The 25,344-nt window shown below is 42.1% G+C and carries 21 protein-coding genes; 11 read left to right on the top strand and 10 right to left on the bottom strand.

Annotated features, from left to right (window positions below; genetic code table 11):
- Window positions 1–21: 21 nt before the first annotated feature.
- The 3 genes from yfkAB to QNN06_RS06670 form a co-directional block, all read right to left on the bottom strand.
- On the bottom strand, window positions 22–1,134 hold the full coding sequence (gene yfkAB, locus QNN06_RS06680; protein ID WP_213118205.1) for a radical SAM/CxCxxxxC motif protein YfkAB: 1,113 nt from the start codon (window positions 1,132–1,134) through the stop codon (window positions 22–24).
- A gap of 264 nt (window positions 1,135–1,398) precedes the next feature.
- Entirely contained in the window at window positions 1,399–3,528 is a 2,130-nt protein-coding gene (recQ, locus tag QNN06_RS06675; protein WP_213118206.1) for a DNA helicase RecQ, read from the bottom strand.
- 179 nt (window positions 3,529–3,707) lie between these two features.
- A complete protein-coding gene (locus tag QNN06_RS06670; protein ID WP_213118207.1) occupies window positions 3,708–4,733 on the bottom strand; it encodes an asparaginase in 1,026 nt (341 codons plus the stop codon).
- Between the two features lie 188 nt (window positions 4,734–4,921).
- On the opposite strand from QNN06_RS06670, the gene QNN06_RS06665 reads away from it, so the two are divergent.
- Window positions 4,922–5,092 carry a hypothetical protein gene (locus QNN06_RS06665; protein WP_213118208.1) on the top strand — a complete coding sequence of 57 codons (171 nt, stop codon included), beginning with the start codon at window positions 4,922–4,924 and terminating at the stop codon, window positions 5,090–5,092.
- A gap of 119 nt (window positions 5,093–5,211) precedes the next feature.
- Here the strand turns inward: QNN06_RS06665 and QNN06_RS06660 are convergent, their stop codons facing one another.
- A complete protein-coding gene (locus tag QNN06_RS06660) occupies window positions 5,212–6,789 on the bottom strand; it encodes a fatty acid--CoA ligase (protein WP_284037294.1) in 1,578 nt (525 codons plus the stop codon).
- A gap of 78 nt (window positions 6,790–6,867) precedes the next feature.
- Window positions 6,868–8,013, bottom strand: a complete 1,146-nt coding sequence (locus QNN06_RS06655) for an acyl-CoA dehydrogenase family protein (RefSeq protein WP_284037293.1) — start codon at window positions 8,011–8,013, stop codon at window positions 6,868–6,870.
- Between the two features lie 236 nt (window positions 8,014–8,249).
- Here QNN06_RS06655 and QNN06_RS06650 point away from each other — a divergent pair, with 236 nt between their 5' ends.
- Window positions 8,250–9,545 carry a GDSL-type esterase/lipase family protein gene (locus tag QNN06_RS06650; RefSeq protein WP_284037292.1) on the top strand — a complete coding sequence of 432 codons (1,296 nt, stop codon included), beginning with the start codon at window positions 8,250–8,252 and terminating at the stop codon, window positions 9,543–9,545.
- A 130-nt stretch (window positions 9,546–9,675) separates the two neighbouring features.
- Window positions 9,676–10,635, top strand: coding sequence for a D-2-hydroxyacid dehydrogenase (locus tag QNN06_RS06645; RefSeq protein WP_217035420.1), 960 nt, complete (start codon window positions 9,676–9,678; stop codon window positions 10,633–10,635).
- 87 nt (window positions 10,636–10,722) lie between these two features.
- On the opposite strand, the gene QNN06_RS06640 is transcribed toward QNN06_RS06645, so the two are convergent.
- Both QNN06_RS06640 and QNN06_RS06635 read right to left on the bottom strand, forming a co-directional pair.
- Complete coding sequence (locus tag QNN06_RS06640) at window positions 10,723–11,952, bottom strand: RtcB family protein (RefSeq protein ID WP_284037291.1); 1,230 nt, start codon at window positions 11,950–11,952, stop codon at window positions 10,723–10,725.
- A gap of 415 nt (window positions 11,953–12,367) precedes the next feature.
- Complete coding sequence (locus tag QNN06_RS06635) at window positions 12,368–15,121, bottom strand: dynamin family protein (RefSeq protein WP_217035410.1); 2,754 nt, start codon at window positions 15,119–15,121, stop codon at window positions 12,368–12,370.
- 267 nt (window positions 15,122–15,388) lie between these two features.
- Here QNN06_RS06635 and QNN06_RS06630 point away from each other — a divergent pair, with 267 nt between their 5' ends.
- Entirely contained in the window at window positions 15,389–15,892 is a 504-nt protein-coding gene (locus QNN06_RS06630; RefSeq protein ID WP_217035400.1) for a hypothetical protein, read from the top strand.
- 70 nt (window positions 15,893–15,962) lie between these two features.
- Here the strand turns inward: QNN06_RS06630 and QNN06_RS06625 are convergent, their stop codons facing one another.
- From QNN06_RS06625 to QNN06_RS06615, 3 genes are all read right to left on the bottom strand, one after another.
- Complete coding sequence (locus QNN06_RS06625) at window positions 15,963–16,685, bottom strand: amino acid ABC transporter ATP-binding protein (RefSeq protein ID WP_213118216.1); 723 nt, start codon at window positions 16,683–16,685, stop codon at window positions 15,963–15,965.
- Window positions 16,682–17,338, bottom strand: coding sequence for an amino acid ABC transporter permease (locus tag QNN06_RS06620; protein ID WP_213118217.1), 657 nt, complete (start codon window positions 17,336–17,338; stop codon window positions 16,682–16,684). The genes QNN06_RS06625 and QNN06_RS06620 overlap by 4 nt, the downstream gene beginning before the upstream one ends.
- Before the next feature lie 102 nt (window positions 17,339–17,440).
- Complete coding sequence (locus QNN06_RS06615) at window positions 17,441–18,253, bottom strand: basic amino acid ABC transporter substrate-binding protein (RefSeq protein WP_213118218.1); 813 nt, start codon at window positions 18,251–18,253, stop codon at window positions 17,441–17,443.
- Between the two features lie 356 nt (window positions 18,254–18,609).
- Here QNN06_RS06615 and QNN06_RS06610 point away from each other — a divergent pair, with 356 nt between their 5' ends.
- The 7 genes from QNN06_RS06610 (at window position 18,610) to ilvD (ending at window position 24,998) form a co-directional block, all read left to right on the top strand.
- Window positions 18,610–18,906: a hypothetical protein gene (locus QNN06_RS06610; protein WP_284037290.1), complete on the top strand. Its 297-nt coding sequence runs from the start codon at window positions 18,610–18,612 to the stop codon at window positions 18,904–18,906.
- A gap of 170 nt (window positions 18,907–19,076) precedes the next feature.
- Window positions 19,077–19,214 carry a hypothetical protein gene (locus QNN06_RS06605; protein ID WP_284037289.1) on the top strand — a complete coding sequence of 46 codons (138 nt, stop codon included), beginning with the start codon at window positions 19,077–19,079 and terminating at the stop codon, window positions 19,212–19,214.
- A 150-nt stretch (window positions 19,215–19,364) separates the two neighbouring features.
- Window positions 19,365–19,703 carry a MerR family transcriptional regulator gene (locus tag QNN06_RS06600; protein WP_213118220.1) on the top strand — a complete coding sequence of 113 codons (339 nt, stop codon included), beginning with the start codon at window positions 19,365–19,367 and terminating at the stop codon, window positions 19,701–19,703.
- A 185-nt stretch (window positions 19,704–19,888) separates the two neighbouring features.
- Window positions 19,889–21,148, top strand: a complete 1,260-nt coding sequence (locus tag QNN06_RS06595) for an ammonium transporter (RefSeq protein ID WP_213118221.1) — start codon at window positions 19,889–19,891, stop codon at window positions 21,146–21,148.
- 61 nt (window positions 21,149–21,209) lie between these two features.
- The gene (locus QNN06_RS06590; RefSeq protein WP_217035390.1) at window positions 21,210–22,196 is read left to right on the top strand and encodes a DUF294 nucleotidyltransferase-like domain-containing protein; all 987 of its coding nucleotides are present in this window, start codon (window positions 21,210–21,212) and stop codon (window positions 22,194–22,196) included.
- A complete protein-coding gene (locus QNN06_RS06585) occupies window positions 22,183–22,917 on the top strand; it encodes an exonuclease domain-containing protein (RefSeq protein WP_284037288.1) in 735 nt (244 codons plus the stop codon). Before QNN06_RS06590 ends, QNN06_RS06585 begins: the two co-directional genes overlap by 14 nt.
- 410 nt (window positions 22,918–23,327) lie before the next feature.
- A complete protein-coding gene (ilvD, locus tag QNN06_RS06580; RefSeq protein ID WP_284037287.1) occupies window positions 23,328–24,998 on the top strand; it encodes a dihydroxy-acid dehydratase in 1,671 nt (556 codons plus the stop codon).
- Window positions 24,999–25,344: the final 346 nt, after the last annotated feature.

Genomic DNA, 25,344 nt, shown 5'->3' with positions numbered 1-25,344 from the left:
GGATAATCTGCCTTCCTGCTCTTAAATATTGGTCTGCCTTTTTGAAAAATCAATGTCTTGATAGTAACTGTTTTTGACAAGAACATTTGGGCCAAGACACTTAACAGATGGACAGTGACAGCTCAGTTCTTTTGCTAGATTAGAGGACTGCCATGTTTGATAAGCATCTAGAAGCTTTGTCGTTTGAATATTACCGAGCGGAGGAGTGTCACCAAAATCAGTTACGATGATATCCCCGTTGAAGATGTTAACATTAAGACGTGAGCGGCCGTCGGGATCGTTTCGGACGGTAACATTTTTGCTGGAATAAAGCCGTTTTAATAGATTAAGTTCCTCCGCTTTATCGCTGCACGGATAAAATGGCAACGTGCCAAACAGCATCCACGTATGTTCATCCCTGATGTCGAGCAAATGATGGATTGCCTCTCTTATTTCTTTTAGCGTCAGCACTTCCAAATTGCTGGCGAAGTCACTTGGGTACATTGGGTGCACCTCGTGCCTTTGGCAAAGCATCTCATCGACAATTTGCCGGTGGATTTTTTCAAGATGGGGCAGCGTCCGCTTGTTTAGCATTGTTTCGGCGGATACCATTACTCCTGCTTTGACAAGCTCGCGGCTATTTTCTATCATTCTTTCAAAATACTTTGCCCGCTGCGAGTAATCAGGCTTTTTTTCCATCCGGGCAAAACCACCCTCGACAAAATCATTAACAGTGCCCCAGTTATGCGAAATATGTAAGACGTCCAAATAAGGAATGATTAGTTCATAGCGGTCGAGGTCCAGCGTTAAATTGGAGTTGATTTGTGTCCTTACGCCGCGTTCATGTGCGTATTTTAAAATGGGAACGACATAATTTTTGACCGAGGAAAGGGAAAGCATCGGTTCGCCGCCGGTAATGCTTAGTGCTCTTAGTGTCGGGATTTCCTCCAGCCTTTGTAGAAGCAGTTCAAGCGGAAGCGCGTCCGGGTCTTTAGTCTGCAATGTATAGCCGACCGCACAATGCTCGCAGCGCATATTACATAGTGTTGTCGTGGTGAATTCAATATTGGTCAACTGGGGCTTACCGTACTGCTCAATATCCAGATAGGCTTCCCAGGGATCATACTGAGGGGAAATTTTTTTCATTGTTTTCATGATTTGCTCCTTTAAATCGGTTCTAATAAACTTAATTATTATAGCCGATTTTGTGGATTTGATGGTATACAAAAGCTTATGAACACCATAACGTTTATATTCAGCTGGATGCTTTCCAATCAGCATCATCCGTTTATCGACAAATTGCCGGGGAAATAGAACAAATATATAGGAACATCGACAAATATTATGAATTTTCGGAGATTTACATTCTCGACTTGCAAAAAGGCTGTACCTGACACTAGCGCCTTGTACAGCCATGTTTTATTTCTTTTTGCTTAAAAAATACACATATACTTTAATCATAAAATAACTCACTTCATCTGGAAGCAAATCTTTAATAGGTTTTAGGCGGTCTCGGCCAGCTTGTTCCACTGCTTTTTCTAATAGCGGAATATACTCGCCTGGAATCAGCCTTGTAAAATCAACAGCAAGTCCCTGCTGGGCACATTGCAGCAAGTGATTTTCGACGGTGCTAACTGCCAGCTCGCGCTGTTCGGCTATTTCCTGAATGGATAATTGGCTTTGATGCAGGTTCAATGTCTCTAAGTGCGAATCTGTCACCGCTTTTTTCGCAGGCTTTTTTGCCGCGACCGGTTCAGGTTCCAATTCGCTTTGGTAGTTTGGGTTTTCCTCTAAAAACGCTCGAATCACTTGGATAAACTCCAGTCCATATTTTTGAAGCTTGTGTTCCCCTACCCCGCTCACATTTAACATTTCTTCACTTGTTTTCGGCAGCTTAGCACACATATCCTTTAGCGAAGCATCCGAGAAAATCACAAAAGGAGGAACTTTTTCGACCTCAGCAATCCGTTTGCGGGCTTCTCTTAATTCTTCAAATAATGGGTCACTCTTAGATACTTGTTTCACCTGGACAGTTTCCCTGCGATGAACCTGCTGATTTCCCAGTAAGACCTCTTTGCCTTTCGGTGACACATAAATGGTTGGAAAGGTCCCCTGCTCAATCGCAAGCAAGTCCTGTGAAATCAAGAATTCGATAAAATCGCTGACATCCTTTGTACTTTTGTCCTTCATGATTCCGTACGTTGATAACCTTTCGAAACCCATTTCGGTAACTTTTTTATTTTTAGAGCCTGTCAATACTTGTGCGGTGATATTTTTACCGAAGCGCTGTCCCATTCGAATGACACAGGACAATACCATTTGTGCTTCTTTTGTTACATCGATGCTTGTTCTTTCGTCAGTACAATTCCCGCATCTGCCGCAGGGCTCGGTTTCTGCTTCACCAAAATAATGCAAAATAAATTCCTGCAGGCAGCTTTCTGTATGGCAATAATCGACCATCTGCTGGAGCTTTTCAAGTTCTTGAGTCATTCTGGTCCTGTCGCTGGATTGGTCAATCAGAAAACGCTGAATTTGCACATCCTGCGGAGAGTAGAGCACGATACATTCGCTGGCGAGTCCGTCACGGCCGGCACGGCCCGCTTCCTGATAATAGCTTTCCATATTTTTTGGAAGTTGCAGGTGAATACAATAGCGGATATTGGATTTGTCGATTCCCATTCCAAATGCAGATGTCGCTACCATGACCGAAGCTTGGTCTGTTAGGAACCGTTCTTGTTCGCGGGCGCGTTCCGCATCCCCCATTCCGGCATGATAGCGGGCGACATTGATGTTTTCCTTTCGGAGCCGTTCGTAAAGGATGTCGACATTTTTCCGTGTCGCAGCATAAATAATGCCCGCCTCTTTGTCATTCTTTTTCAGATAATCTAACAGATATTTAAGGCGATCCTGCCCTTTAATCACAGAGAATGAAAGATTTTCTCGTTCGAAGCCTGTGATAATGGTGTTTCGTTCATCTATTTCCAGCAGGTTGCAAATATCTTCCCGCACCCTTGGTGTTGCCGTTGCGGTTAAGGCGATGACTCTTGGCCTTTGCGGCATCATTTGAATCATTTTTTGGATATGCCGATAGCTCGGTCGGAAATCATGGCCCCATTGTGAAATACAGTGAGCTTCGTCCACTGCAATTAATGGGATTTCCATGTATTTTAGATCCTCTATAAATTCGGGCGATTCCAACCGCTCAGGTGCTATGTATAATAATTTATATTCTCCTTGCTTGGCCGCTTGGATTCGGTCATAGGCCTCCTGGAAACTTAGCGAGCTGTTGATAAAGGTGGCTGGAATTCCTACCTGGATTAGGGCATCAACTTGATCCTTCATTAATGAGATCAGCGGAGAGACAACAATGGTGGTTCCCGGGAGAATGAGAGCAGGAATCTGGTAGCAAATCGATTTTCCGCCGCCAGTCGGCATGACGCATATACTGTTATTTCCTGTTAAAACGGATTGAATGGCCTGCTCTTGGCCGGTGCGGAAGGAGCTGTAGCCAAAGTGGGATTGCAGCAGGGGAAGTGCTTGTTCAAACAAGGGAAGTCCTCCTTTTACTTTGAAGATAGGTTTAATCTCCTCTATTATACTACTTTCTAAATGGATATGAAAAATTGAATATTTATGGTTGGTGAATCTTCATAACGACTGGGCTCCAATTTTACCCATCGGTCGGGTGTTATGAATCTTTCATAACACCTCGCCCTATAATAAATAGATTAAACCTGACTAGATGAAGTCTGCTGCAAATTAAAATCCGCCACCAATTCACCAATTACTTCATTACGGGCATTGCGCAATTTCGGGCGGCAGTAACCAGCAAGTTCTTCGATTTGCTCAGCAGTTAATAGATTCAGTTGTTTCATCACTTCAACTGCCGCAGGATAGACGGCACGACTATTGCCATCCTCAATTTTGATTGCAATCCCGAGCCCTGTTTCAAGATCACCAATACAATAAACAGCCTCAGCTCCGACCTTGCCTATGAATCTGCCATTTCCTACCCTCATGAAATCAGAACAAAAACGGTCTGTTCCCCCAACCATTTCCGGAGCTGTAATCATTGCCTTAGCCACCCGTCTGACGGCATTGCGGCGTTTTTCAGGCAGGTCATCGGGCTGTGCCAAGCGGGCATAGCCATAAGCAATTTTTTCAAGAGGCAGGCCATGAACCGGTACACCGCATCCGTCGATACCTATTTCTATTTCTTCTATCGGATAATCTGTCATCTCACTGACAGCCGCAAGAATCCGTTGTTGAACGGGGTGATTCAGCTCGTAATAGTTTTCGAGTGTTTCTTCTAAATGCTTTGCAGTAACGAGCATCCCGGCATGCTTTCCGGAACAATTGTTATATAAAGGAGTAATCTCTTTTCCTTCACGGATTAACTCTCTATACCTTTCTTCCCACCGCGGTGGATGGGTTCCGCATTTTAAGCAAGTGTCCTCAAGGCCTGCCCTTGCAAGAATTGCTAGAACCCTGTCTGTATGCATTTTCTCCCCATTGTGCGAAGCACAGCATAACGAAAGATCGGCATCGCTGAAGCTATAATGATCAGCAGCTCCTGTTTCTACTACAGGAATTGCCTGAATCGGTTTCATGGAAGAACGGGCGAAGACCACTCCTTCAGGATTGCCTGCATAATAAAGTAAATTCCCCTTGGCATCCACCACTGCAATATGTCCATGGTGAACGCTTTCAATTAAATTACCCCTTGTTACGTTTACTAAGTTGGTAGACTCCAAGTACACTCATCCCTTAAAAAAATTTCTAAATCTTATAACAATTATGTGATAAAAATAGGACTTTCACAACCGATAAAAAAGTTTTAAAAATGTTCAAATTTCACCCCTATTTTATGTGACATACGTCACACAAAGCGAAGAAAACATTGTTTACAATTTAATTAAGTTATTAAAAGGAGGAATTAAGAATGGCAGTCGCTTGGTTAGTTACAATTGGTTCGTTTATTCTTTTTTATTATACAACATCCGTTATTATTGAAGGACTTAGAGAAAGAGAACAATATGAATTATCTATTTTAGATGCTCAAATTCAGAGTAACTTTGCAAATTATTCAGAGATTCAGAAACAAGCAAGTTAGTTTGTGTTTTTAATAAGCCTTACTATTATAAAAACAGACTGCCGGTACTAACACGGCAGTCTTTACTATTTTAATTAGGCTAAATCCCAAATTCCTTTGGTACCGCATCGCTCAAGCTATCACTTATTTGTTGAACCTGGGCTGAAAAGCTCCTCTAATTGTTTACGCAGAATGAATTTCTGGATTTTTCCGCTGGCGTTCCGCGGCAGCGCTTCACAGAAAATGTATTTGCGCGGACGTTTATAGTTTGCTAGGCTGTTGCTGTTTTTACAATATTCGTCTAGGTCCTGCTCCGTGACATTCGGGTCTTTTTTCACCACGAAGGCCGTGACGGTTTCCCCCCAGCGGTCATCAGGCTGTCCGATGACAGCCACATCAAGCACACCATCATGTGCATGGAGCACGTCTTCCACTTCGCGTGGGTAAATATTTTCACCGCCGCTGATGATCATGTCATCAACCCGGTCATTTACAAAAAGGTAACCTTCTTCATCCATGTAGCCGATGTCGCCTGAATGATACCAGCCTTTATACATCGACTTTTCTGTAGCCTCTTCACGATTGTAATAGCCGAGCATCATACTTGGTCCTCTTACAATAATTTCGCCTGCTTCTCCAGCTAGACAAACATCATCTGGATCGGAAGGTCCATCCTCCCGGGTCCTGACAACTCGAATTTCATGGTTTAATCCCGCCTGTCCTGCAGACCCCGCTTTTCTCAGTTGGTCTTTTTCCGACAGGAAGGTTATGGCAGGGCCCATTTCTGTCATCCCGTAGGCTTGAATTAAGGAGATGCCCAAGCGGTCATGGAGAGCATGAACGAGTGATGGCGCCATCGGAGCCGCACCATATAGGCCCAGCTTTAGGCTTTCGGTATTGTACTTGCTTAAGTCTTCCTGCAGAAGCATATTCCACATTGTAGGTGCTGCAAAGAACTTTGTAATTTTTTCGCTTTCGATTAATGACAGTATTACTTTCGGATTAAATTGATGCAGGACGACGTTTTTCGCCCCTATTTGCACCCTTGGCAGGAAAGCACAGTGCAGTTCGGCACAATGGAACATCGGGGCTGTCACAAGGCCGACATCCTCTTTTTCAAGCTTTTGAGAGGCAATACAGAGCAGGCTTTGGTCGACCATATTACGGTGGCTATGCATGACCCCTTTAGGTCTTCCAGTTGTACCGCTCGTATAAATAAAGGCATAAACATCATTTTCGTTTACTTCGGCTTGGATTGTTTCTGCAGTGGCGGAGGTGAGTTTTTCTTGGTAGCTGGCGGCATAAGCTGGAGTCTCATCATCAATAAACCAGAACGAGATTTTGTCAAAGCGGCTGGCAATAGCCGTGATTACTGGCTCCAATGCCTTTTCAAAAATAACGACCTTAGGTGCGGCATCGGATAAAATAAACGCTACTTCCTCTGACATCAGGCGGAAGTTTATTGGGTTAAAGATGGCGCCAATTTTCGCACAGGCAAAAAAGGCGGTTCCTAGTTCTTCTGTATTAAACATGAATGTAGAGACGCGGTCTCCTTTTTTCACTCCTTGTTTAAGGAGGGCATTTGCCAAGCGATTAACCTGCTCATTCCACTCTTTATAAGTATAGCGGACATTTTTGCGGACATCATAGAGGGCTTCCTTGTTGGGGTACTTTTGGACTGTTAATTCAAAAATTTTACCGATAGTCGTATTGCTCATTTACTCGCCTCCATTTTATTTGGATTTATAAGGAGGCAATCGGCCGGTGGCCAATTGCCATCATTATCATGAGGTTTTTTATAATCCTAAATTTTTTGCAATTATGGTTTTCATAATTTCGTTGGTACCTGCATAAATGGCTCCTACTTGAATATCACGGAACCGTCTAGCAATCTCGTATTCTTCCATGTAGCCGTAGCCGCCATGTAACTGCATACATTCAGACGCGACCTTTTTGGCAATATCGGTCAGCTTCCATTTTGCCATTGACACCTTGGTCACAACGTTTTTCCCTTCCATATGCTCGGCAATCAATTGATCCAAAAAGGCTCTGCCCATTTCAATATCGGTGGCCATTTCGACAATTTTGAATTGCGTATTTTGGAATTGGCTGACTGGTTTTCCGAACGCTTCACGGCTTTTTACATATTCAATCGTTTTTTGAAGCATTACTTCGGCAGCTGTTTGCGCTCCAATTGCCACTAGCAGGCGTTCCTGCTGGAGTTTTTCCATCAAATATAGGAAGCCTTTTCCCTCTTCTCCTAGAAGGTTTTCCTTTGGCACCCGGCAGTCTTCAAAAATTAATTCTGCCGTGTCCTGGGAATGGAGACCAACCTTGTTCAGCTTGCGGCCCCTCGAAAATCCAGGAGCGTCCCGCTCAATGACCAGCAGGCTGACGCCTTTATGCTTTGGAACTGCCTGCGGATCGGTCTTCACCGCCACCACAATGAGGTCCGATTGAATACCATTGGTGATAAAAGTTTTTTGTCCATTAACAATATAATGGTCCCCATCAAGCTTGGCTGTGGTTTTAATATTGGCAAGGTCAGAACCTGTCCCTGGCTCCGTCATCGCAATCGCGGTAATGATTTCACCGGAAACGCACTTCGGCAGCCAGCGCTGCTTTTGTTCCTCTGTTCCATAGGCGGTTATGTAAGGAACGACTATGTCACTATGAAGTCCAATTCCAATCGTTCCGGTTCCGACTCGTTCAAGCTCTTCATTAATAACAACCGAAAAGCCCCAATCTACCCCGCTGCCGCCATATTGTTCATCGATGTCTGGACAAAGGAAGCCTTGCTCACCCATCTTCGTCCAAAAGGAGCGGGGAATGAGTCGATTTTCCTCCCATTGTTCATAAAAGGGATATGCTTCCTTTTCTAAAAACTTTCTTAAAGACTGGCGAAAAATTTCATGATCTTCGTTTAAATAGGGATGTTTCATTTCTATAAACCTCTCTTTCCAAGAAAACGCTTTCTACATTTTCTATTTTAACAAAAATTGTAACATTTTTGAATTTTAAAACGGTTTATTTTTAATAAAACGGTTAAGTATTCTCGTTTTTCTACTATAAAAGACTTAGGTCCTTTGGCGTAATTTGTAGAAATATATTTATTGAATAGTCTGTTAATTAAAAACATAATTGTATTTGTCAAATAATATATTGGGAGGGGATTTTTTTGTATTTTAAACGTTTTTCAGTGCTTTTTGCTATTATTCTGGCATTTAGTACGTTCATTTCATCTTTTGCATTTGCCGAAAGTAACGTAAAACCTAATTTAGTAGCTTTGGGGGATTCTATTACATATGGATGGAACCTTGATGATACGAACGGGAATACAACACCATCCTCAAAAGCTTTTCCATACTTAATTGGGAACGGTAATTATGTTGTTGGAAAGAACATCAGCGGCGGCGGCTGGACCTCTGCTAGGCTATTAACTGAAATTAGCAAACCCGAAAATATTCTGGCAATTAAAAATGCTGATGTTATTACGTTAGATATTGGGAGCAATGATTTTTTACAAGATGCTAGGATTCAAGCTATTCTTAATAACCCTGCACAGCTTGGGGATCCAGCCAACCAAGCAATACTTACTGGTGCGGTTAATGATATTTCTACTAAATTAGCTCAAAATTTAATTACAATCATTACCAGCATTCGAACTGTAAATACCAGCTCCCCTGTTATTCTTTACAATATTTACAATCCATTTCCAAAGACAAATCCTGCTTTATACGGAATTGGAGAACAATTATTAACTGGGGTTTCGGGAGTTAACACACTTGTGTATCAGCAAGTCGCTGGTGGCACCAACTCTTTTTTAGCAGACGCCTATTCGGCCTTTAAGACTTTACAAACAGATCCTATTATTCCTGGAGATATACACCCAACTGTAGTAGGCCAGCAAGTTTTAGCCGGGATAGCTACTGCAATTTTATCCGCCCTACCAAAAGGAGAATTAACAATTAACTTGGCTTCAACTTCAACCGACTCAACAAAAGACCCGGTGACTATCACTGTGTCTACCAATGTGGAAAAAGTTTATGCAATCCAATGGCTTAAAGGCGAAAAAACCATAGAAGATTTTGCAGCAGTAGGAACTGGAACTGATATAAGCCAGAATCAATTCCAAGTTACGGAAAATGGAACATATACGGTGTACATCAGAGATTCAAAAGGTGCTAAGGCTGTTAAGAGTATTACTGTCAGCAATATTCAAAAGGATACTCCTCCTGCCAATAACCCTGGTAACAGCAGTAATAATCCTGCACCAACTCAGACGACAACGACTACAACAACACCTACTACTACCACCCAGCCTGCAGCAGCTACTCTAACCAGGACTGCTACAGGACATACATTACCAAATACTGCATCGCCAATGTACAACTATCTTGCCATCGGTTTAGCCTTCATTTTTGCAGGGCTATTTGCAATGAAGCTTCAAAACAGAAAAAGAGAAAATAATTAACTAGCAAAGGCCAGATTCGCAAATTAAATTTACGTTTCTGGCTTTTGTTTTTGTTAAAATCAATCACTATTTTTTCAATATTCATATATCATTATATTAGATACATATTCTATGAACGGAGGTACAACCCATGACGGGAAAAATAGTAATTACTCATAATCTTGAAGAACATCAGCTTAGCCAAATAAAAGAGGTGGTCCCTGATTGGGAATTGATAGCCAGCAAGGAGAAAGAAATCTGGCAAGCACATGCCAAGGATGCTGAAATCATTGCCGGGTGGAAAAAAGGCCTTGAAGAATATTGCCTTGCTCCTGATTCAAAACTGAAGTGGCTCCAAAGCTGGAGTGCCGGTGTCAATACCTTGCCGCTTGAAAAGCTGGAAGCCCATAATATTCTGTTAACAGGTGCAAGCGGCGTGCATGCCTATCCCATTTCTGAAACAATTTTTGCCCTAATGCTTGGTCTAACCCGAAAAATCCATACATATGTACGAAACCAGCAAGCCAAAACCTGGCATCATGCCAATATGAAGCTCGAGATCCATGGAAATACGATTGGCATTATCGGGGTCGGAACAATCGGAAAAGAAACCGCCAAAATAGCCAAAGCCTTTGGAATGAAGGTTCTCGGTGTACGGCATTCGGGCCAGCCGACGGAGTTTGTCGATGAGATGTACACTACCGATCAATTGGACGCACTTTTACCGCAGTGCGATTATGTTGTAGTCACCTTGCCGCTGACGAAAGAAACACGCCGCATGTTTGGTGCCGAACAGTTTAAACTCATGAAATCAACTGCCTTCTTTATCAATATCGGCCGCGGTGAAATCGTGGTTGAAGAGGAAATCGTCAAAGCCCTGCAGGAAGGTGAGATTGCCGGAGCAGGTCTTGATGTTTTCGAAAAAGAGCCATTAAGCCAGGACAGTCCGCTTTGGGAAATGGAAAATGTCATTATCACTCCGCACACCTCCGGCTCCACTGAGCATTATAATGATCGTGTCGTCGAAAATATCTTGATACCGAATTTAAAAAGCTACCTTTCTGGAGAAGCTCCTTCTATTAATCTTGTTGATTTTGCAAAAGGGTATTAACTTGAAAAGAACGGAGACTATCTCAACCATTACGAGATAGTCTCTTTCGTTTCTGTTAAAAAAAAGAGACCACATTTGGCCACTCTACTATGATTTTTTATATCTTCCTGGAGTGTATTTTTCACTCGCCTTAAAGTTATATACCGGTTTAATAAAGCTTGCAATCTCTACGGTTTCTTCCACTTTTTCAAGAATTTCATTGATTGACTTGTAGGCCATTGGCGCTTCATCGAGGGTTTCTTCAGACACCGATGTCGTCCATATGCCCTTCATGGTGTTGTGGAAATCATCCATCCTTAAGGTCTTCATGGCCTGGGTTCGGCTCAAGACACGGCCCGCTCCGTGCGGTGCCGAGTAATTCCACTCGTCGTTACCCTTACCGACAGCTAAAATTGACCCGTCCCTCATATTGATAGGAATAATCAGCCGCTCTCCTTTTTGCGCAGTTACTGCGCCCTTTCGCAAAATGAGGTTATCGGTATCGATATAGTTGTGTATTGTATCGAAACGGTCCGCTTCTTCGAACCCCATATTTTCAGTAATCGCTCTGGCGATTTCTTCACGGTTGGCTTTTGCGAATGCCTGGGCCAGTTTCATGTCGTGAATATAGTCATTAAAATCCTCGTACTCCAAATAGGCTAAATCATCCGGAATGATGGGATTTTTTTCTTTGTAGTTTTGAATCATAGCTTGAATTTCCCTTTGGCGCCCCTCAGCCTTTAGTTTTTCAATGATTTCGCTTAAATCATGCTTGCGGAGCTTAGAAATGGCCAGCTTTTGATAATATTGTGCAATCTTTGCCCCCACATAGCGGCTGCCGGTATGGATAGTTAAATAGTGAAATCCGTCAGAGTCAGTCGAAACCTCAATGAAATGATTGCCGCCACCAAGCGTTCCAAGACTATATAAGCTTTTATTCTGACTCAGAATGTGGGCTGCTTTAAATTCTTCCGTGGACGGAAAACTCGTGTTAACGAAACCGACGGTCTCATCCGTATGAATCTCCTGTCCACTAGGGACGTACGTCCGGATCACTTTATCCAGTTTATTAAAATCGACCTTTTTTTCTTGAAGTTTGACGGTTAGAACGCCGCAGCCGACATCAACGCCTACCAGGTTCGGGACCACTTTATCCTTCAACTGAATGGTCGTGCCGATCACGCAGCCTTTCCCAGCATGATAGTCTGGCATGATACTAATTTTGGTATCTTTTAAAAAAGCTTGATTACACAGCTCCTTGATTTGCTCAAGCGCTGATTCCTGCGGGTAATTGGAGAATACCTTTGCCTCCGTCTGTGTTCCCGTTATTTTAATCACGAGTTTTTTCGCCTCCTTTTACAGATATTAACATTAGGCTACCATCGATGACGTAATTAGGCAACGGATATTTGTGCGACAATTTTCATATATCAAGCAATAAGATATTTGAAGAACATTTCGCTACGGTGGTCATTCATTTTTGCCCTTCGTCCGGCTTATCAAGGACATTTTGCTACGGACAGCACCGATTTTGTCCTCCATCCAGCTTATCTAGGACATTTCGCTTCTGCCGGCACCTGATTTTGTCCTTCATCCCACTTATCAAGGACATTTTGCTACGGACGGCACCCCATTTTGTCCTTCATCCCGCTTATCAAGGACATGCCACAACTGCCGGCACCTGATTTTGTCCTTCATCCCCCCGCAAATAAAAAAAGAGATGCCCACCACTGGACATCTCCCAACAAAACTATTAATATATCGTCTGCATTCCTTTCCCAGCCACTGTCATCCACTCGAACTGGCGCAGCCTTACTTCGAACAGCGTCAACGGGTCGCGGAACATTTCCGGATTGGCGTTCAACTTGTTCAGCATCTCGCGGTTTGATGCCGCTTCTCCGCGCGTTTCTTCCACTGCTGATTTTAAGACACCCAGCGGACTCTTGAAAAACCAAGCGACATCCCTCTCCAACGATTTTTCGAATAGCTCGAACGGCTGAAAAAACTGGCGGCAGACCTGTGCAGCAACCTCTGTATAATCCTCGTTTTCCACAAAGGACTTGTATTTGTTATATACCATCGTTTTGTTCTGCGACAAGGCCCCAAACAGCTTCCCGGCACTTTTCAATAAGAACTGCGAAGGTGTCCGCTTCAGCAAAATATTGACAGGCTCAAGCACGAATCGGCTCGTCATTCGGTCGATATCGCGGCGCCAATCATCAAGCACCTTAAAATCACAGTCAAGGGTAAGCCTCTCTTCGCCATACATTTGGTTGAAACCTGCGCCGAGCTCAATTAATAAATCCTGCCCTTGGTCAAATTCCTCCCGGCAGCCCTTAATCCATTCCTGAAGCCTTGTATAGTAATTCGGCATTATCTGCTGCTCCAGATAATCCTGAATGCGGTTGTTCATCTCATGATTAAGGTCCAAATGAATGGTACTGAAATTGCTATCCTCCTCGATCAAGTTCGAGCACTCTGACAGCATTTTGGGAATAGCTTCAAAAATATCCGCTTCAATCGATTCCTTTACAGAGCGGTACAGCTTGGTGATTGTCTTTGTTTTCTGCGAAACTTCATCATTCAATTGATGGACAGCACCACTTAACTTCGTATTCATTTCCTCGTTCCAATGAACCGTTTCAATTAAGCGGTTTTCAACGTCAAGTCGCTTTTGCAAAAGACCGGCAATCGTCGCGCGAATAAAATAAAGCAGTTTAGCAAGACGTTTATCTTCTATGTTTCTTGTATTCCGAATTGAGTCGATAAACACTTGGAGATCGCTTAACTGCTGTACACGGTCATATTGCGAAGAAAAGCCTAATAACTTGGCATCTGGCAAATAAGAATGAATCGCATGCTTCGTTTCCTCATAAACCTGAATGGCATCCTGTTCATTTACAATTGTGTCCAGCTTACTCAACAGAAAATGAATCGGCAGGTCAGGGGCAAGTCCCTGGATTTGCGCCACAACCGCACGCTCTTTTTCCGTAAACGGAGCATTCGCATCCAACACAAACAAAACAGAGTCAGCGAGGTTTAGATACTTCAATACCTCAAAACGGTCGTTTTGGTTCCCTTTTAACCCTGGTGTATCAATTATAGACAAACTATTTTCCAGTAAAAAAGGAGTTGGCTGCTTAAATTCAATGATGGACTCAAGCGCGTTCCGAAGACGATCCATGCGCTCTTGGAAGTCCGTAAATCCAGAAAGCAGCTTAACCTCTCCGTCAGTTATTTCGGTAATATCCACTTCCCCGCCGTTTTTAAACATCACAATGGATGAAGTCGGGCTATCCTGGACGTCCTCACCAAAGATGGTATTTATAAATGTAGACTTTCCGCTGCCTACGAGTCCGGTAACGAACAGATGCTGCGTATCGAAATCAACAAGCTGGTCAACAATCCAATTCACACGGTTGTTTTTCCCCATATCATTAACTTCGGCCCATTTAATAATCGATTCAAACAATGACAAGCACTCTTCCAGTTCATCCATGTCACACTCTATCTTGCTGATTAAATGTTCAGCCTCCTCCACAATGGAGACGCTGAGGCTTGCTGGAAATAGTTCGTTCCAGGACAAAACAGCAGCTGCCGCCGCAACAACATTCCCGCCATCAGCTAACCGAACCCAATTTGTCAGCAAGTCCGGAAGAAAATCGTCAATTTGTTTAATGTAGTACCTACCGCCAATATAGTGAAAATACGTTTCTTTATGCAGTTGTGTAAGGTCGCGCAATTGATCTTGGCGATCCAACTCCAGATTCAACAATAATTGATTGATTTCCTTAATCCAAAGCAGATAGGAATTTTCATTCTTATAACTGTTCCATAACGATAAAACAAGCTGCTCAAATTTTTCCTTATTTAAGTCGTACAAAACAAATAGGGCATGTGAAAAATAACTTGGAGACAGTGCCTGCGTCACGCCTTTTTCCACATAGGCCTTCAGAATTTCAAACCACTCAAGCGATTCTGTCCGCTTTGCTTCGTTTACCGCTAGTTCAATGGCATTATCCCAATCCTCCCGCTCTTCAAAAAAAGCGCGGGCTACATTCGTGACATTTGGGTAATCCGGATAAGCAGCAACCGTTCTTTTGATGACTGCAACAGCGGCATCAATTTTGCCGCGCTCAATATAAAGAGCAAATAACTTTAACGCGACCTCAGCATTCAATGTAGGATGGTCGGTTTCAATCACCGTGTATATATCTTCCGCCGCCGACAACAGGCCCAGTTCATAATAGGCATCGGCGGTATTTTTTCTGGCCCACGGTTCAAGCTCGTTAATAATATTTTCCCATTTGAAAATTGCAGCTTCGAAATCTTTATGGTGAAAATATACTTCCCCTTGGGCAAACCTTATCCGGGTTAAATCCGGGAGATCCTTTCGGGCTTCCTCCTGAAACGCTTCCCCCAGCACCTTAATGGGGTGTTCATCTTCATGTTCATTAATGAACATTTTATAATAGGTTTTATCCTTTAACTGATCTTCTAATGTCATTTCTATCCCCCCAATTGCCAACACTCTATTGTATATATGGTAAAGAGGCATAATTATTCCTCATACTATTCGAAGCTGATGTGGATTATAAGTCCCTTTTTACCGATTTTACCAAATGTTTTTATGTAAATTATTTCAGTTGTATTTCATTTTCGAGACAAACTGCATACCTTCATTCTGTTTTAAAAAATAAAAATTGGACCATACTTCCTTATTTACCTTCTCAAAAAGTATAATAAGACAAATAATCCAAAGGAGAACTCTATTATGGAAAGGGAGCAGGCTTTATTTTTATCAAAAAAAATCGAAAACTTGAGGTCCGCTGAATACGAGATAAAAAAATTAGAAACCGTTAATGGTACATTACCAAAGTTCCACCAATGGACGAACGGGAAGACTACTTTAGCTGCCTTTGAAGTAAATAGGCCAAGTACTGAAACAGGCTGTTACCTTTTATTTATTGATTGGCACCGGAAGGGCATCTATTACTTAGTTATATATGCTTATGACAAGTCTACTACCTTGGCAGAATTACGGCAGGTTCAGGATATTGACGGAACTCCTCATATTATTTGGAGCTATAAACCTTTTAAGCGGGACGGAAAAAACGATCAACGAAAAGCTTATTTTAAACAGATGTTCGGTTCCACTTCAGTTCAAATTCCCTTCCCGGCTTCCGAAACGGATGTTGATGACTTTTTAGCACAATTATTTAAGCTATGTCAAAATCGAATAAAAGCTGATCAAATTGTAAACGTATTCGAGCTTTAACCGATATTTTTCTTCTTGCGCCAAGCGATACCTAAAGAAAAGGGAGGCATAATCCGCCTCCTTCGTTTTTCTATAGAACTTTACTTAAAAACGCCTTTGTCCGTTCTTCTTGAGGATTTTCAAAAATATCCCTCGGTACCCCTTCTTCGACCACAAAGCCACCATCCATAAAAATCACCCGGTCGCCTACCTCGCGGGCAAAGCCCATTTCGTGGGTCACGACAACCATGGTCATCCCTTCTTTGGCCAGCTGTTTCATAACTTCAAGTACCTCGCCGACCATTTCCGGGTCCAACGCCGAGGTTGGCTCATCAAACAGCATGATTTTCGGCTCCATCGCTAGTGCTCTGGCAATAGCCACCCGCTGCTTCTGCCCGCCTGAAAGCGAATCCGGATAAGCATCTGCTTTTTCTGCCAATCCGACTTTGCGTAAAAGCTCCAATCCTTTTTCCCGTGCTTTTTCCGTTGGGACTTTTCTTACCTTCAGTGGCGCCAGCATGATATTTTCGATAACCGTTTTATGCGGGAACAGGTTAAATTGTTGAAACACCATGCCCACTTCAGTACGGATCGCGTTGATATCCGTTTTCTTATCGGTAATGTCAGTCCCTTCAATCCAAACATGGCCGTCTGTTATAGTTTCTAGCAAATTAAGACAGCGCAAAAAGGTGGATTTGCCAGATCCTGACGGGCCGATGACCACTACTACCTCCTGAGGCTTTACGGATACGTTAATTCCTTTCAATACCTCGTTCTGTCCAAATGTTTTTTTCAGATTCTTTACTTCTATCATTCTGTGGCCAACCTTCTTTCAAGTCGATTTAACAGTAAGCTGAGTGAAAAAGTTAAGACCAAATAAATGAGTGCTGCGGTAATATACGGTTCCCACGCACGATAATACTGTCCCTGCATCGCTTGTCCCCAATACATCAGTTCCTTTACAGCGATAATGGCTGCCAGCGACGAATCCTTGATTAAGACAATAAATTCATTTCCAAGTGGTGGAATCATCCTTTTAATAGCCTGTGGCAGGATGACGAAACGCATTGCCTGAACATGGTTCATCCCAAGCGAGCGGGCGGCTTCCATCTGCCCTTTATCGATCGATTGAATACCAGCGCGGAATATTTCTGCCACATAAGCAGCTGAGTTCAATGAAAGCGCTGTAATTGCAGCAGCAATACCATTTGTTTCACCCATAAAAAGCGGAATTAGTCCAAAGTGAACTAGTAAAATCTGCACTAATAATGGCGTTCCCCGGAAAAACGTAATATAAGCCTTAAACGGGAAAGCAAGCCACTTATTCTGCACCATTTTCCCAAGACCGATAGCTAGTCCGAGGACAGAGCCTATTAAAATACTTACAATGGAGAGGCCAATGGTAAGCAATGTTCCTTTTGCAAAAAATGGAGCATATTCAGCAAGTATGTCCCAACGAATATCCATTCATGAATCCCCCTATTTAAACCTTGTGCTTAACTGTGATGCGTTAAGACAAAAATTGCGTAACTGCTAGTTTGTAAGAGTTACGCAATTCTAGTTTAAAGATTATTTTTGTTTTGCTTTGACTTCGGTAAGGTCCGGATCTACCTTAAACCACTTCTTGTAGATTTTCGCATATTCTCCGTTTTCCATGACTTCTTTAACTGCCTTATCAAAATCAGCTTTTAACTTACTTCCCTTAGGGAACAACAATCCATAAAACTCTTTATCAAAGGCAGCTTCATCTTCTATGATTACAAAATTTTCTTTCGGATTATTTTTTACATACTCTTCAATGACAGTGTTATCAGCAACAACTGCGTCCGCACCGCCGCCTTTTAACTCCATAATTGCCAGATTGTTATCCTTAAACTTTTTAAGATTTTTACTTTCTGCTCCAAGGAGCTTTTCAACTGCTTCCTGACCAGTTGTGCCATTTTGCACTGCCACGACCTTGTCCTTTAAATCCTCTGCGCTTTTAATCGGACTGTCTTTTGGAATCATGATTTTATTAGTAGATAAGAAGTAGGGCACTGAGAAATCATAAGTTTGTTTGCGTTTGTCGTTAATCGTAATGGCGGAAATTCCAATGTCTGCTGTTTTCCCCTTAATTTCTACGAATAAAGGATCCCAGCCAACATGTTCAACCTTTACCTTGTAGCCTGCCTGCTTTGCGACTGCGTTAATGAAGTCGATATCAAATCCGACCACTTCCCCTTTATCTTGATACTCGAACGGAGCATATGCGGCATCTGTCACGACTCTTAACGTCTTATCCTTGTCCCCATCGCCCCCGCTTGTTTTGCTTGTTCCGCATGCCGAGAGAATGAACACAAATGCAGCAGCTAAAATAGTTGTGAATAATTTTAATTTCTTCATTTTGGACCTCCCAATATTTTTTTAATTTATACCATTTTTTTAATTCTAATAATATTTTGAATATACACTATTGCGTAGATTTTTAAAAGTAGTTTTTCAAAAATATTTATAATATTGAGATAATAATTTTTTATACCTAATAACGTTTATCTATTCATAGATTTTAATTTATTACTTTATTAATAAGCTAAAATAATATTATGTATATAGTTTTTTAAAGTCTTACATGTCCCTAATTCACTTAGTTCACTTTTTTAGAATATTCAAAGCGGTATCCCCTGGGTATTAGCCGTTGCTCCTCCACTAATACCTACATATTGTATATCACATGCACATAAATAAAGGAGATCAGCCCAATGAATCCATACGGTTATTATCATATCCCGCAATCGCAAGTGGACTATAATGCCTATGTCCCACAAACCCTCCCTCAAGGAACCCAAGTTCAGTTTGACCCGAATAGACAACCGCAGCAGCTTGAGCCCAGGGTAAACCAACTCGAAAGGGAAAATAATCGCCAGCAGCAGGAAATTGAGCGGCTTTCTCGTGAAGTTAACCAGCTTTCGCGCCGCCTGCAGCGTGTAAATCAACGCCTTCGTGCTGTTGAAAGAAGATTTAACTTTCCGTTTACTCCATTCGATGGGGAATTTTAATAAAAATGAACCAGGTCCAGCACCTGGTTCATTTTTATTCCCCCGTAAGGTTTCCTTTCAAGTTCTCAAACCTCGTTATAAAAAATATGTTACATAATCTCACAGAATCCCTGACAAAACTCAAAAATTCAGATAAATTTTTCCATATAAAACTTGAGAGGATGATTCATATGAATCAAAAAAATTCTGTTCGATTAGCTAAAACGATTCTTCTTTTAGATCAATTACGGGATGAGTTATATGAAGAACTCATGAAAAACCTGGGTTCAAGGGGACACGAATTATTAAGAAGACTTCAAAACCTTTAAGCGTGGAGGATGTTTCACTATATACCCTGTTAAATTTATTCCCAAATCAAAACAAAATAAATGTCAAATCCAATTACATGTGAGAAAATATAACATAAAAATATATTAAGATGTATTGGACCTTAGAATGGAGTGTGGTGAGAATAAAACATGGGAAATGAATCATCTTACAAAGATAAAAAGGTCATTACCATCGGCATTGTCAGAGAACTTACCGGTTTATCCGAAAGACAGATTCGTTACTATGAAGAGCGGAAACTCATTTTTCCGGAAAGAACCGCCGGCGGCAGCCGGAAATACTCGTTCGCAGACGTGGAACTATTAGTGGAAATCGCAAACAAAATTGAGGACGGTGTCCAGACACACGAAATCAGAAAGGAAATGTTGAAAGCACAAAAGAAACAAAACCAGGAAGAAATTCGCAGAAAGATGATACAAGGCCAGCTAAATGCCCAATTTGGGATACGAAAAGGCCCAGCTTCTCATTAAAGAAGCCGGGCTTTTTTGTTGTCTCTGGGCTGACTCTGATTCAAATTTCAACATCGAAGACCTTCTAAGTAGCAAAAACCATGTAAGAATTCCTAACAAGATTGTAGAACTACTAACAAATTAATGTAAAAATACAACTACACCAAACGTTACAAATACTAACATACTTTAAAGGAGGAACAATCATGGATACTTTATTTTTAATGAACAGTCTGTGGGTGATGCTGGGAGCAGTCCTAGTCATCTTGATGATCGGTGGCTTCATCCTCTTGGAAACAGGATCAACTCGAATGAAAAATGCCGGTCATGTGGCCGGGAAAACCATTCTTACCTTTGGTATTGGCTCCATTGTATTTTGGGCCGTTGGCTATGGCCTCATTTTTGGTAAAGGAAATTCGCTTATTGGTTTCTCCGACTTCTTTTACTCAGGATATGAAATTGATGGTTTAGCGCTATCAGGTTCAGTATTCTTCCTATTCCAATTAGCATTTGCAGGCATTTCATTAACAATCGCCCTTGGGGGATTTGCCGAACGCGCTAAATTAGGCGCCTATCTCGTCTTCGCCCTCCTATTTTCCGTTATCGTCTATCCGCCGATTGCCCATTGGATCTGGGGTGGAGGCTGGCTCGCGGAGCATGGTAAACAAGATTTTGCTGGCTCCACTGTTGTTCATTTAACAGGAGCGATGGCGGCATTGGCAGCTACGATTATCTTAAAACCGAGGATCGGCAAATATAATAAGGATGGCTCCGCTAATAATCTTGCCGGTCATAACCAAGTATTTACCGCCCTTAGCGTGTTGCTTTTATGGGTAGGCTGGTTCGGCTTCAACGCCGGCAGCACGTTATCGGTTGACAAAGCCTTTTTCGGTTTTGTTGCCATCAATACCAACTTGGCCGCCGCAGCCGGTACCGTCGCGGCGATGATTATCTCTTGGATGGTTTTAGGAAAAGCCGATGTGCCGATGATGCTTAACGGGGCACTAGCAGGCCTTGTAGCAATTACCGCTTCTTGCGCATTTGTTGAAACTTGGGCTGCAGTGGTGATCGGATTTATTGCAGGAATCCTCGTCTTCTACAGCATTCGTTTTTTTGAAAAAAGAAAAATTGATGATCCGATTGCAGCATTATCCGTTCATGGTACAGCAGGAGTTTGGGGTACCCTGTCAACTGGATTCTTCGCCACAAAAGATTTAGCAACGGTTGGGCAGCCGGGATTATTTTATGGTGGCGGCCTGCACCAACTAGGTGTTCAAGCAATGGGGGTTTTGGTGTGCGGCGCCTTTGCCTTTATTGTCTCTTTTATCCTTCTTAAGATAATGAAAACAGCAATGAACGGACTGAGAGTAACTGAAGAGGAAGAAATTATCGGTCTTGATATGAGCGAACACGGCAGCTACGGCTACCCTGAATTACTGAAATCCGAACAACGGCTTAATGCTTAAATTATTTATTACAAAGAGGCTGTCGAGGACAGCCTCCTCTTTCTAAAAGGGGTGGAAGTTAATGGCGTACTCCTGCTATATGGAAATCCGTAAATTTCGCGATGACAAAATAAAGCAAGCATCTCACGACCACATTAAATTAAATCAACTCCACGATGAAATAATGAAAAAGGTCATCCATTTAGCCTTAAGTCAAACTGCTGAAAAGCTCGGACCTTTGCCCTGTCCATTCTCATTTTTTGTCATGGGTTCAGCCGGCCGGCTTGAACAGTCTATCTGGAGCGACCAAGATCATGGAATTATTTATCAGGATGATCGTGTTGAAACAAAGGTTTATTTCCTTGAACTAGGAAAAGAAATTTCAAAGGGGTTATTCCAAGCCGGATATTCTTATTGTGATGGCGGGGTGATGGCCAGCAATCCGTTGTGGTGCAAATCCTTATATGAATGGCATCATCAATTGATGAAGTGGATTTTTGAGTTCTCATGGGAGTCTGTTCGCTATCTATTAATCTTTATAGACGCGAGAACATTATTGGGAGATGAGGAATTTGTAGATACTTTAAAAAATCAAATCTATCAGACCGCAAATAAAGATCAGCTTGTTAAAAAAATGCTTAACAACACGAAGTATCTCAAAAATGGCATTAACGTATTCGGAAAGTTAGTGACTGAAACACACGGGCCATACGCTGGATTGCTAAACATCAAAGAAATCGGCATCTTACCTTACGTAAATGCCGTCCGTCTCATTGCAATCAAAGAGAATCTGCTCACAACACCAACACTTGAACGACTAGATACACTTTCAGAACTACATTTTTCCGATATCGATATAGATTTTTTCAAAGATCAGTTTATTAGATTATTAAACTTTCGGCTAATCTATTGTAATCAAACAAATTACGATTCTGGTCATTATTTGCCGGTCGCCCACTTATCGAGAGAGCAATCGAAAGAATTAAAAGATATGATCAAAAACGGCTCAGCCCTTTTTCACTCTGTCCGAAAGTTAATTGAAAAGGAAGATTCCCATGCCAATGAATGAAATGATTCAATTCTTCAGACAACTTTCCGGAAAAATCAATTCCAATCTTTACGCTGGCCTGCCGTGGAGCTCTTCACCGCAGCACCACGCATTCCTCAGGGGGCTGCAGAAAGAACTCAAGCAGACTAACACACTGCAAATCCCTCTCCATGAGCTGCCGGTAGTTGTATTTGATATAGAGACAACAGGTTTTTATCCAGAGAAGGGGGATCAGATGATTTCGATTGGAGCGGTCAAAATGATAGGAGCAGAAATGAAAGCGGAGGAAACTTTTTATACTCTCGTAAAGTCAGACCTTCCTCTATCAAAGGAGATTTCTGAACTAACCAGTATTCAAGAGATGGAATTACGTCATGCCCCTAATCCCGCAGATGTGCTTGTGGATTTTTTCAAATTTATCAAAAGTAATATTCTTGTCGCCCATCACTCCAATCATGAGCTGAATTTTATGAGAAAGATGACAAGGGATTATCTGCGCTGTAGTTTTGACCACCGTATTGTCGATACATCCTTCCTGCTTCGGCTTGAAGACCCATCCGTTAATCCAAGGCCGCTCGAGGAAATCTGCAAGAACTGCGGCATTGAAATAAAGAACCGGCATCATGCTCTTGGAGATGCGCTTATGACAGCCAAGATTTGGAGTCATTATCTAAATGCGGCAGAAACAAAAGGCTTTAAAAATCTGCAGGAAATATATGAATATCTTTCAAAGCTTAAGTAACGATAACAGTCTGTTGAATAAATATACAAGCCGCTACATTTTTTCTACTATAATTAATGGAAGGAAAAATTAACTTTCTTTCCGTTTATTTCCTCCCCCCCCAATTTAAATTCCCACAATAAATCTGCAAATAAAAAAATTCACAAATTTTTTTATTTTCGTTATATCCCCATGATAAAAGGATTGTAAACGCTCCCAGTTTGTTTAACTAGTTTGAATTGTCAGATTTTTATGTTGACCATGTCTTTAATTGGTTGTATGATAATCGTCAATAAGTACTAAGAAATTTTTCTTGGCGCCTTTATTCAATTCTTTATAAATGAGAACGACAAAGGCTCTTCTTTTTAATAACGGAATGGCTTGTCAATATGAAGAAACAAACCATGACCTGTCAGTTAGGAGATCGTAAAATGAGAAGCGATATGATTAAAAAGGGGATTGATCGTGCTCCCCACCGCAGCTTACTATACGCAACAGGGGTCAAAACGAGTGACCTGGAAAAACCGTTTATCGGTGTTTGTAACTCGTACATTGATATTATTCCTGGTCATAAACACCTTAATCATTTCGGTGAAATAGTCAAGGAAGCCATCCGCGAAGCTGGCGGTATTCCTTTCGAATTTAATACAATCGGTGTCGATGACGGAATTGCTATGGGACATATCGGAATGCGTTATTCGCTTCCAAGCCGTGAAATTATCGCGGACAGTGCCGAAACAGTCATCAATGCCCATTGGTTCGATGGAGTCTTTTACATTCCGAACTGTGACAAGATCACGCCAGGAATGTTGATGGCAGCAGCCCGAACCAATGTACCATCAGTTTTTGTATCAGGCGGTCCGATGGAGGCTGGTGTTTCACCAACAACTGGAAAAAGTCTTTCCCTTACTTCAGTTTTTGAAGGTGTTGGTGCTTACCACAATGGTACCATCAGCCAGCAGCAGCTACTTGAAATTGAAACCAATGCTTGCCCTACTTGCGGCTCATGTTCTGGAATGTTCACAGCGAACTCCATGAATTGTTTAATGGAAGTTTTAGGAATGACCGTACCTGGTAACGGTACGATGGTGGCTACTTCTGACGAACGTCATGAACTAATTAGGCAAGCTGCAAGACATTTAATTGAATTAGTAAAAAAAGATATTAAACCTCGTGACATTATAACAAGAGAAGCCATTGATAATGCATTTGCACTTGATATGGCTATGGGCGGATCAACTAATACTGTGTTACACACATTAGCTATCGCCCATGAAGCTGGTATTGAATATGATCTTCGCGACATTAATAAAATCGCTGAAAGAGTTCCATACCTAGCCAAAATTATGCCAGCATCTGATTATTCAATGGACGATGTTCATCGTGCCGGCGGCGTAAGTGCCATCATCAATGAGCTTTATAAAGTAGAAGGCGCATTGCATGATAACTGCCTAACGATTACAGGAAAAACTCTTCAGGAAAATGTGAAGGAAGCAACAATCACCAATGAAGCAGTCATCCGGACAAAAGATAATCCATATAGCCCAGTTGGTGGACTATCCATCCTATATGGAAATATTGCTCCAGATGGCGCAGTAATCAAGGTTGGCGCTGTAGATCCTTCGATTAAAACATTCTTAGGTGAAGCAATTGTGTTTGAATCCCAAGATGAGGCATTAGAAAGCATTCATAACGGGACAGTTAAAGCCGGCCATGTAGTGGTTATCCGCTATGAAGGTCCTAAAGGCGGTCCAGGAATGCCAGAAATGCTAGCTCCTACCTCCGCAATTATGGGCCGGGGCCTAGGTAAAGAAGTTGCCCTTATCACTGATGGACGTTTCTCCGGAGCAAGCCGAGGCATTTCTATCGGCCATATCTCACCGGAAGCAGCCGAAGGCGGTCCAATCGCTTTAGTACAAAATGGCGATAAAATCTTAATTGATCTTGAAGCCCGCTCTATTGAACTTCTTATCGATGATGAAGAGCTTGCTGAAAGACGCCGCAATTGGGTAAAGCCGGAGCCTAAAATCAAATCTGGCTATCTAGCAAAATATGCAAAACTCGTTACTTCAGCCAATACCGGCGGGGTAATGAAAATATAAATGTTAACAATTTCACTGGGAACCAATTAGTGCCCCTCCCCTTCACTCAAGAAGTTAAGGTACTAAAACAAAACCTTTGACAAAAAAATAGTCAAATCGATGACGGGAATAAAGGTGTAGGAAATTGTATTTTCAGAGAGCTGGGGTTGCTGGAAGCCCAGTAATACAACCTACACCGACATCATCCCTGAGTGTTATTCTGAACGGTTTTTAACTCAGTAGGTCTAACCGGGTGTCAACTTAGAGCACCTGTTACAAAAAGAAGCGTTTCTTTTAGATTAGTTGTCGCTTCATGAGGCAGTATTCGTAAGGATACTGTGAAAACCGGGTGGTACCGAGAAAATGA

It is taken from the genome of Neobacillus sp. 114, assembly GCF_030127045.1.
GTDB classification, from domain to species: Bacteria; Bacillota; Bacilli; order Bacillales; family Cytobacillaceae; genus Neobacillus; species Neobacillus rhizophilus.
Note: the sequence above shows the minus strand (reverse complement) of the source record. Positions and strands in the feature narration are given on the sequence as shown.

Excerpts from the sequence above, each read along its gene's own strand:
- QNN06_RS06605 (WP_284037289.1), top strand. The coding sequence starts at position 19,077 with ATGAATCAAAAAAATTCTGTTCGATTAGCTAAAACGATTCTTCTTTTA.
- QNN06_RS06665 (WP_213118208.1), top strand. The coding sequence starts at position 4,922 with ATGGCAGTCGCTTGGTTAGTTACAATTGGTTCGTTTATTCTTTTTTAT.
- QNN06_RS06610 (WP_284037290.1), top strand. The coding sequence starts at position 18,610 with ATGAATCCATACGGTTATTATCATATCCCGCAATCGCAAGTGGACTAT.
- QNN06_RS06620 (WP_213118217.1), bottom strand. The coding sequence starts at position 17,338 with ATGGATATTCGTTGGGACATACTTGCTGAATATGCTCCATTTTTTGCA.
- QNN06_RS06630 (WP_217035400.1), top strand. The coding sequence starts at position 15,389 with ATGGAAAGGGAGCAGGCTTTATTTTTATCAAAAAAAATCGAAAACTTG.
- QNN06_RS06635 (WP_217035410.1), bottom strand. The coding sequence starts at position 15,121 with ATGACATTAGAAGATCAGTTAAAGGATAAAACCTATTATAAAATGTTC.
- QNN06_RS06660 (WP_284037294.1), bottom strand. The coding sequence starts at position 6,789 with ATGAGCAATACGACTATCGGTAAAATTTTTGAATTAACAGTCCAAAAG.
- QNN06_RS06600 (WP_213118220.1), top strand. The coding sequence starts at position 19,365 with ATGGGAAATGAATCATCTTACAAAGATAAAAAGGTCATTACCATCGGC.
- QNN06_RS06655 (WP_284037293.1), bottom strand. The coding sequence starts at position 8,013 with ATGAAACATCCCTATTTAAACGAAGATCATGAAATTTTTCGCCAGTCT.
- QNN06_RS06615 (WP_213118218.1), bottom strand. The coding sequence starts at position 18,253 with ATGAAGAAATTAAAATTATTCACAACTATTTTAGCTGCTGCATTTGTG.
- QNN06_RS06625 (WP_213118216.1), bottom strand. The coding sequence starts at position 16,685 with ATGATAGAAGTAAAGAATCTGAAAAAAACATTTGGACAGAACGAGGTA.
- QNN06_RS06590 (WP_217035390.1), top strand. The coding sequence starts at position 21,210 with ATGGCGTACTCCTGCTATATGGAAATCCGTAAATTTCGCGATGACAAA.
- QNN06_RS06645 (WP_217035420.1), top strand. The coding sequence starts at position 9,676 with ATGACGGGAAAAATAGTAATTACTCATAATCTTGAAGAACATCAGCTT.
- QNN06_RS06585 (WP_284037288.1), top strand. The coding sequence starts at position 22,183 with ATGCCAATGAATGAAATGATTCAATTCTTCAGACAACTTTCCGGAAAA.
- QNN06_RS06595 (WP_213118221.1), top strand. The coding sequence starts at position 19,889 with ATGGATACTTTATTTTTAATGAACAGTCTGTGGGTGATGCTGGGAGCA.
- yfkAB (WP_213118205.1), bottom strand. The coding sequence starts at position 1,134 with ATGAAAACAATGAAAAAAATTTCCCCTCAGTATGATCCCTGGGAAGCC.
- ilvD (WP_284037287.1), top strand. The coding sequence starts at position 23,328 with ATGAGAAGCGATATGATTAAAAAGGGGATTGATCGTGCTCCCCACCGC.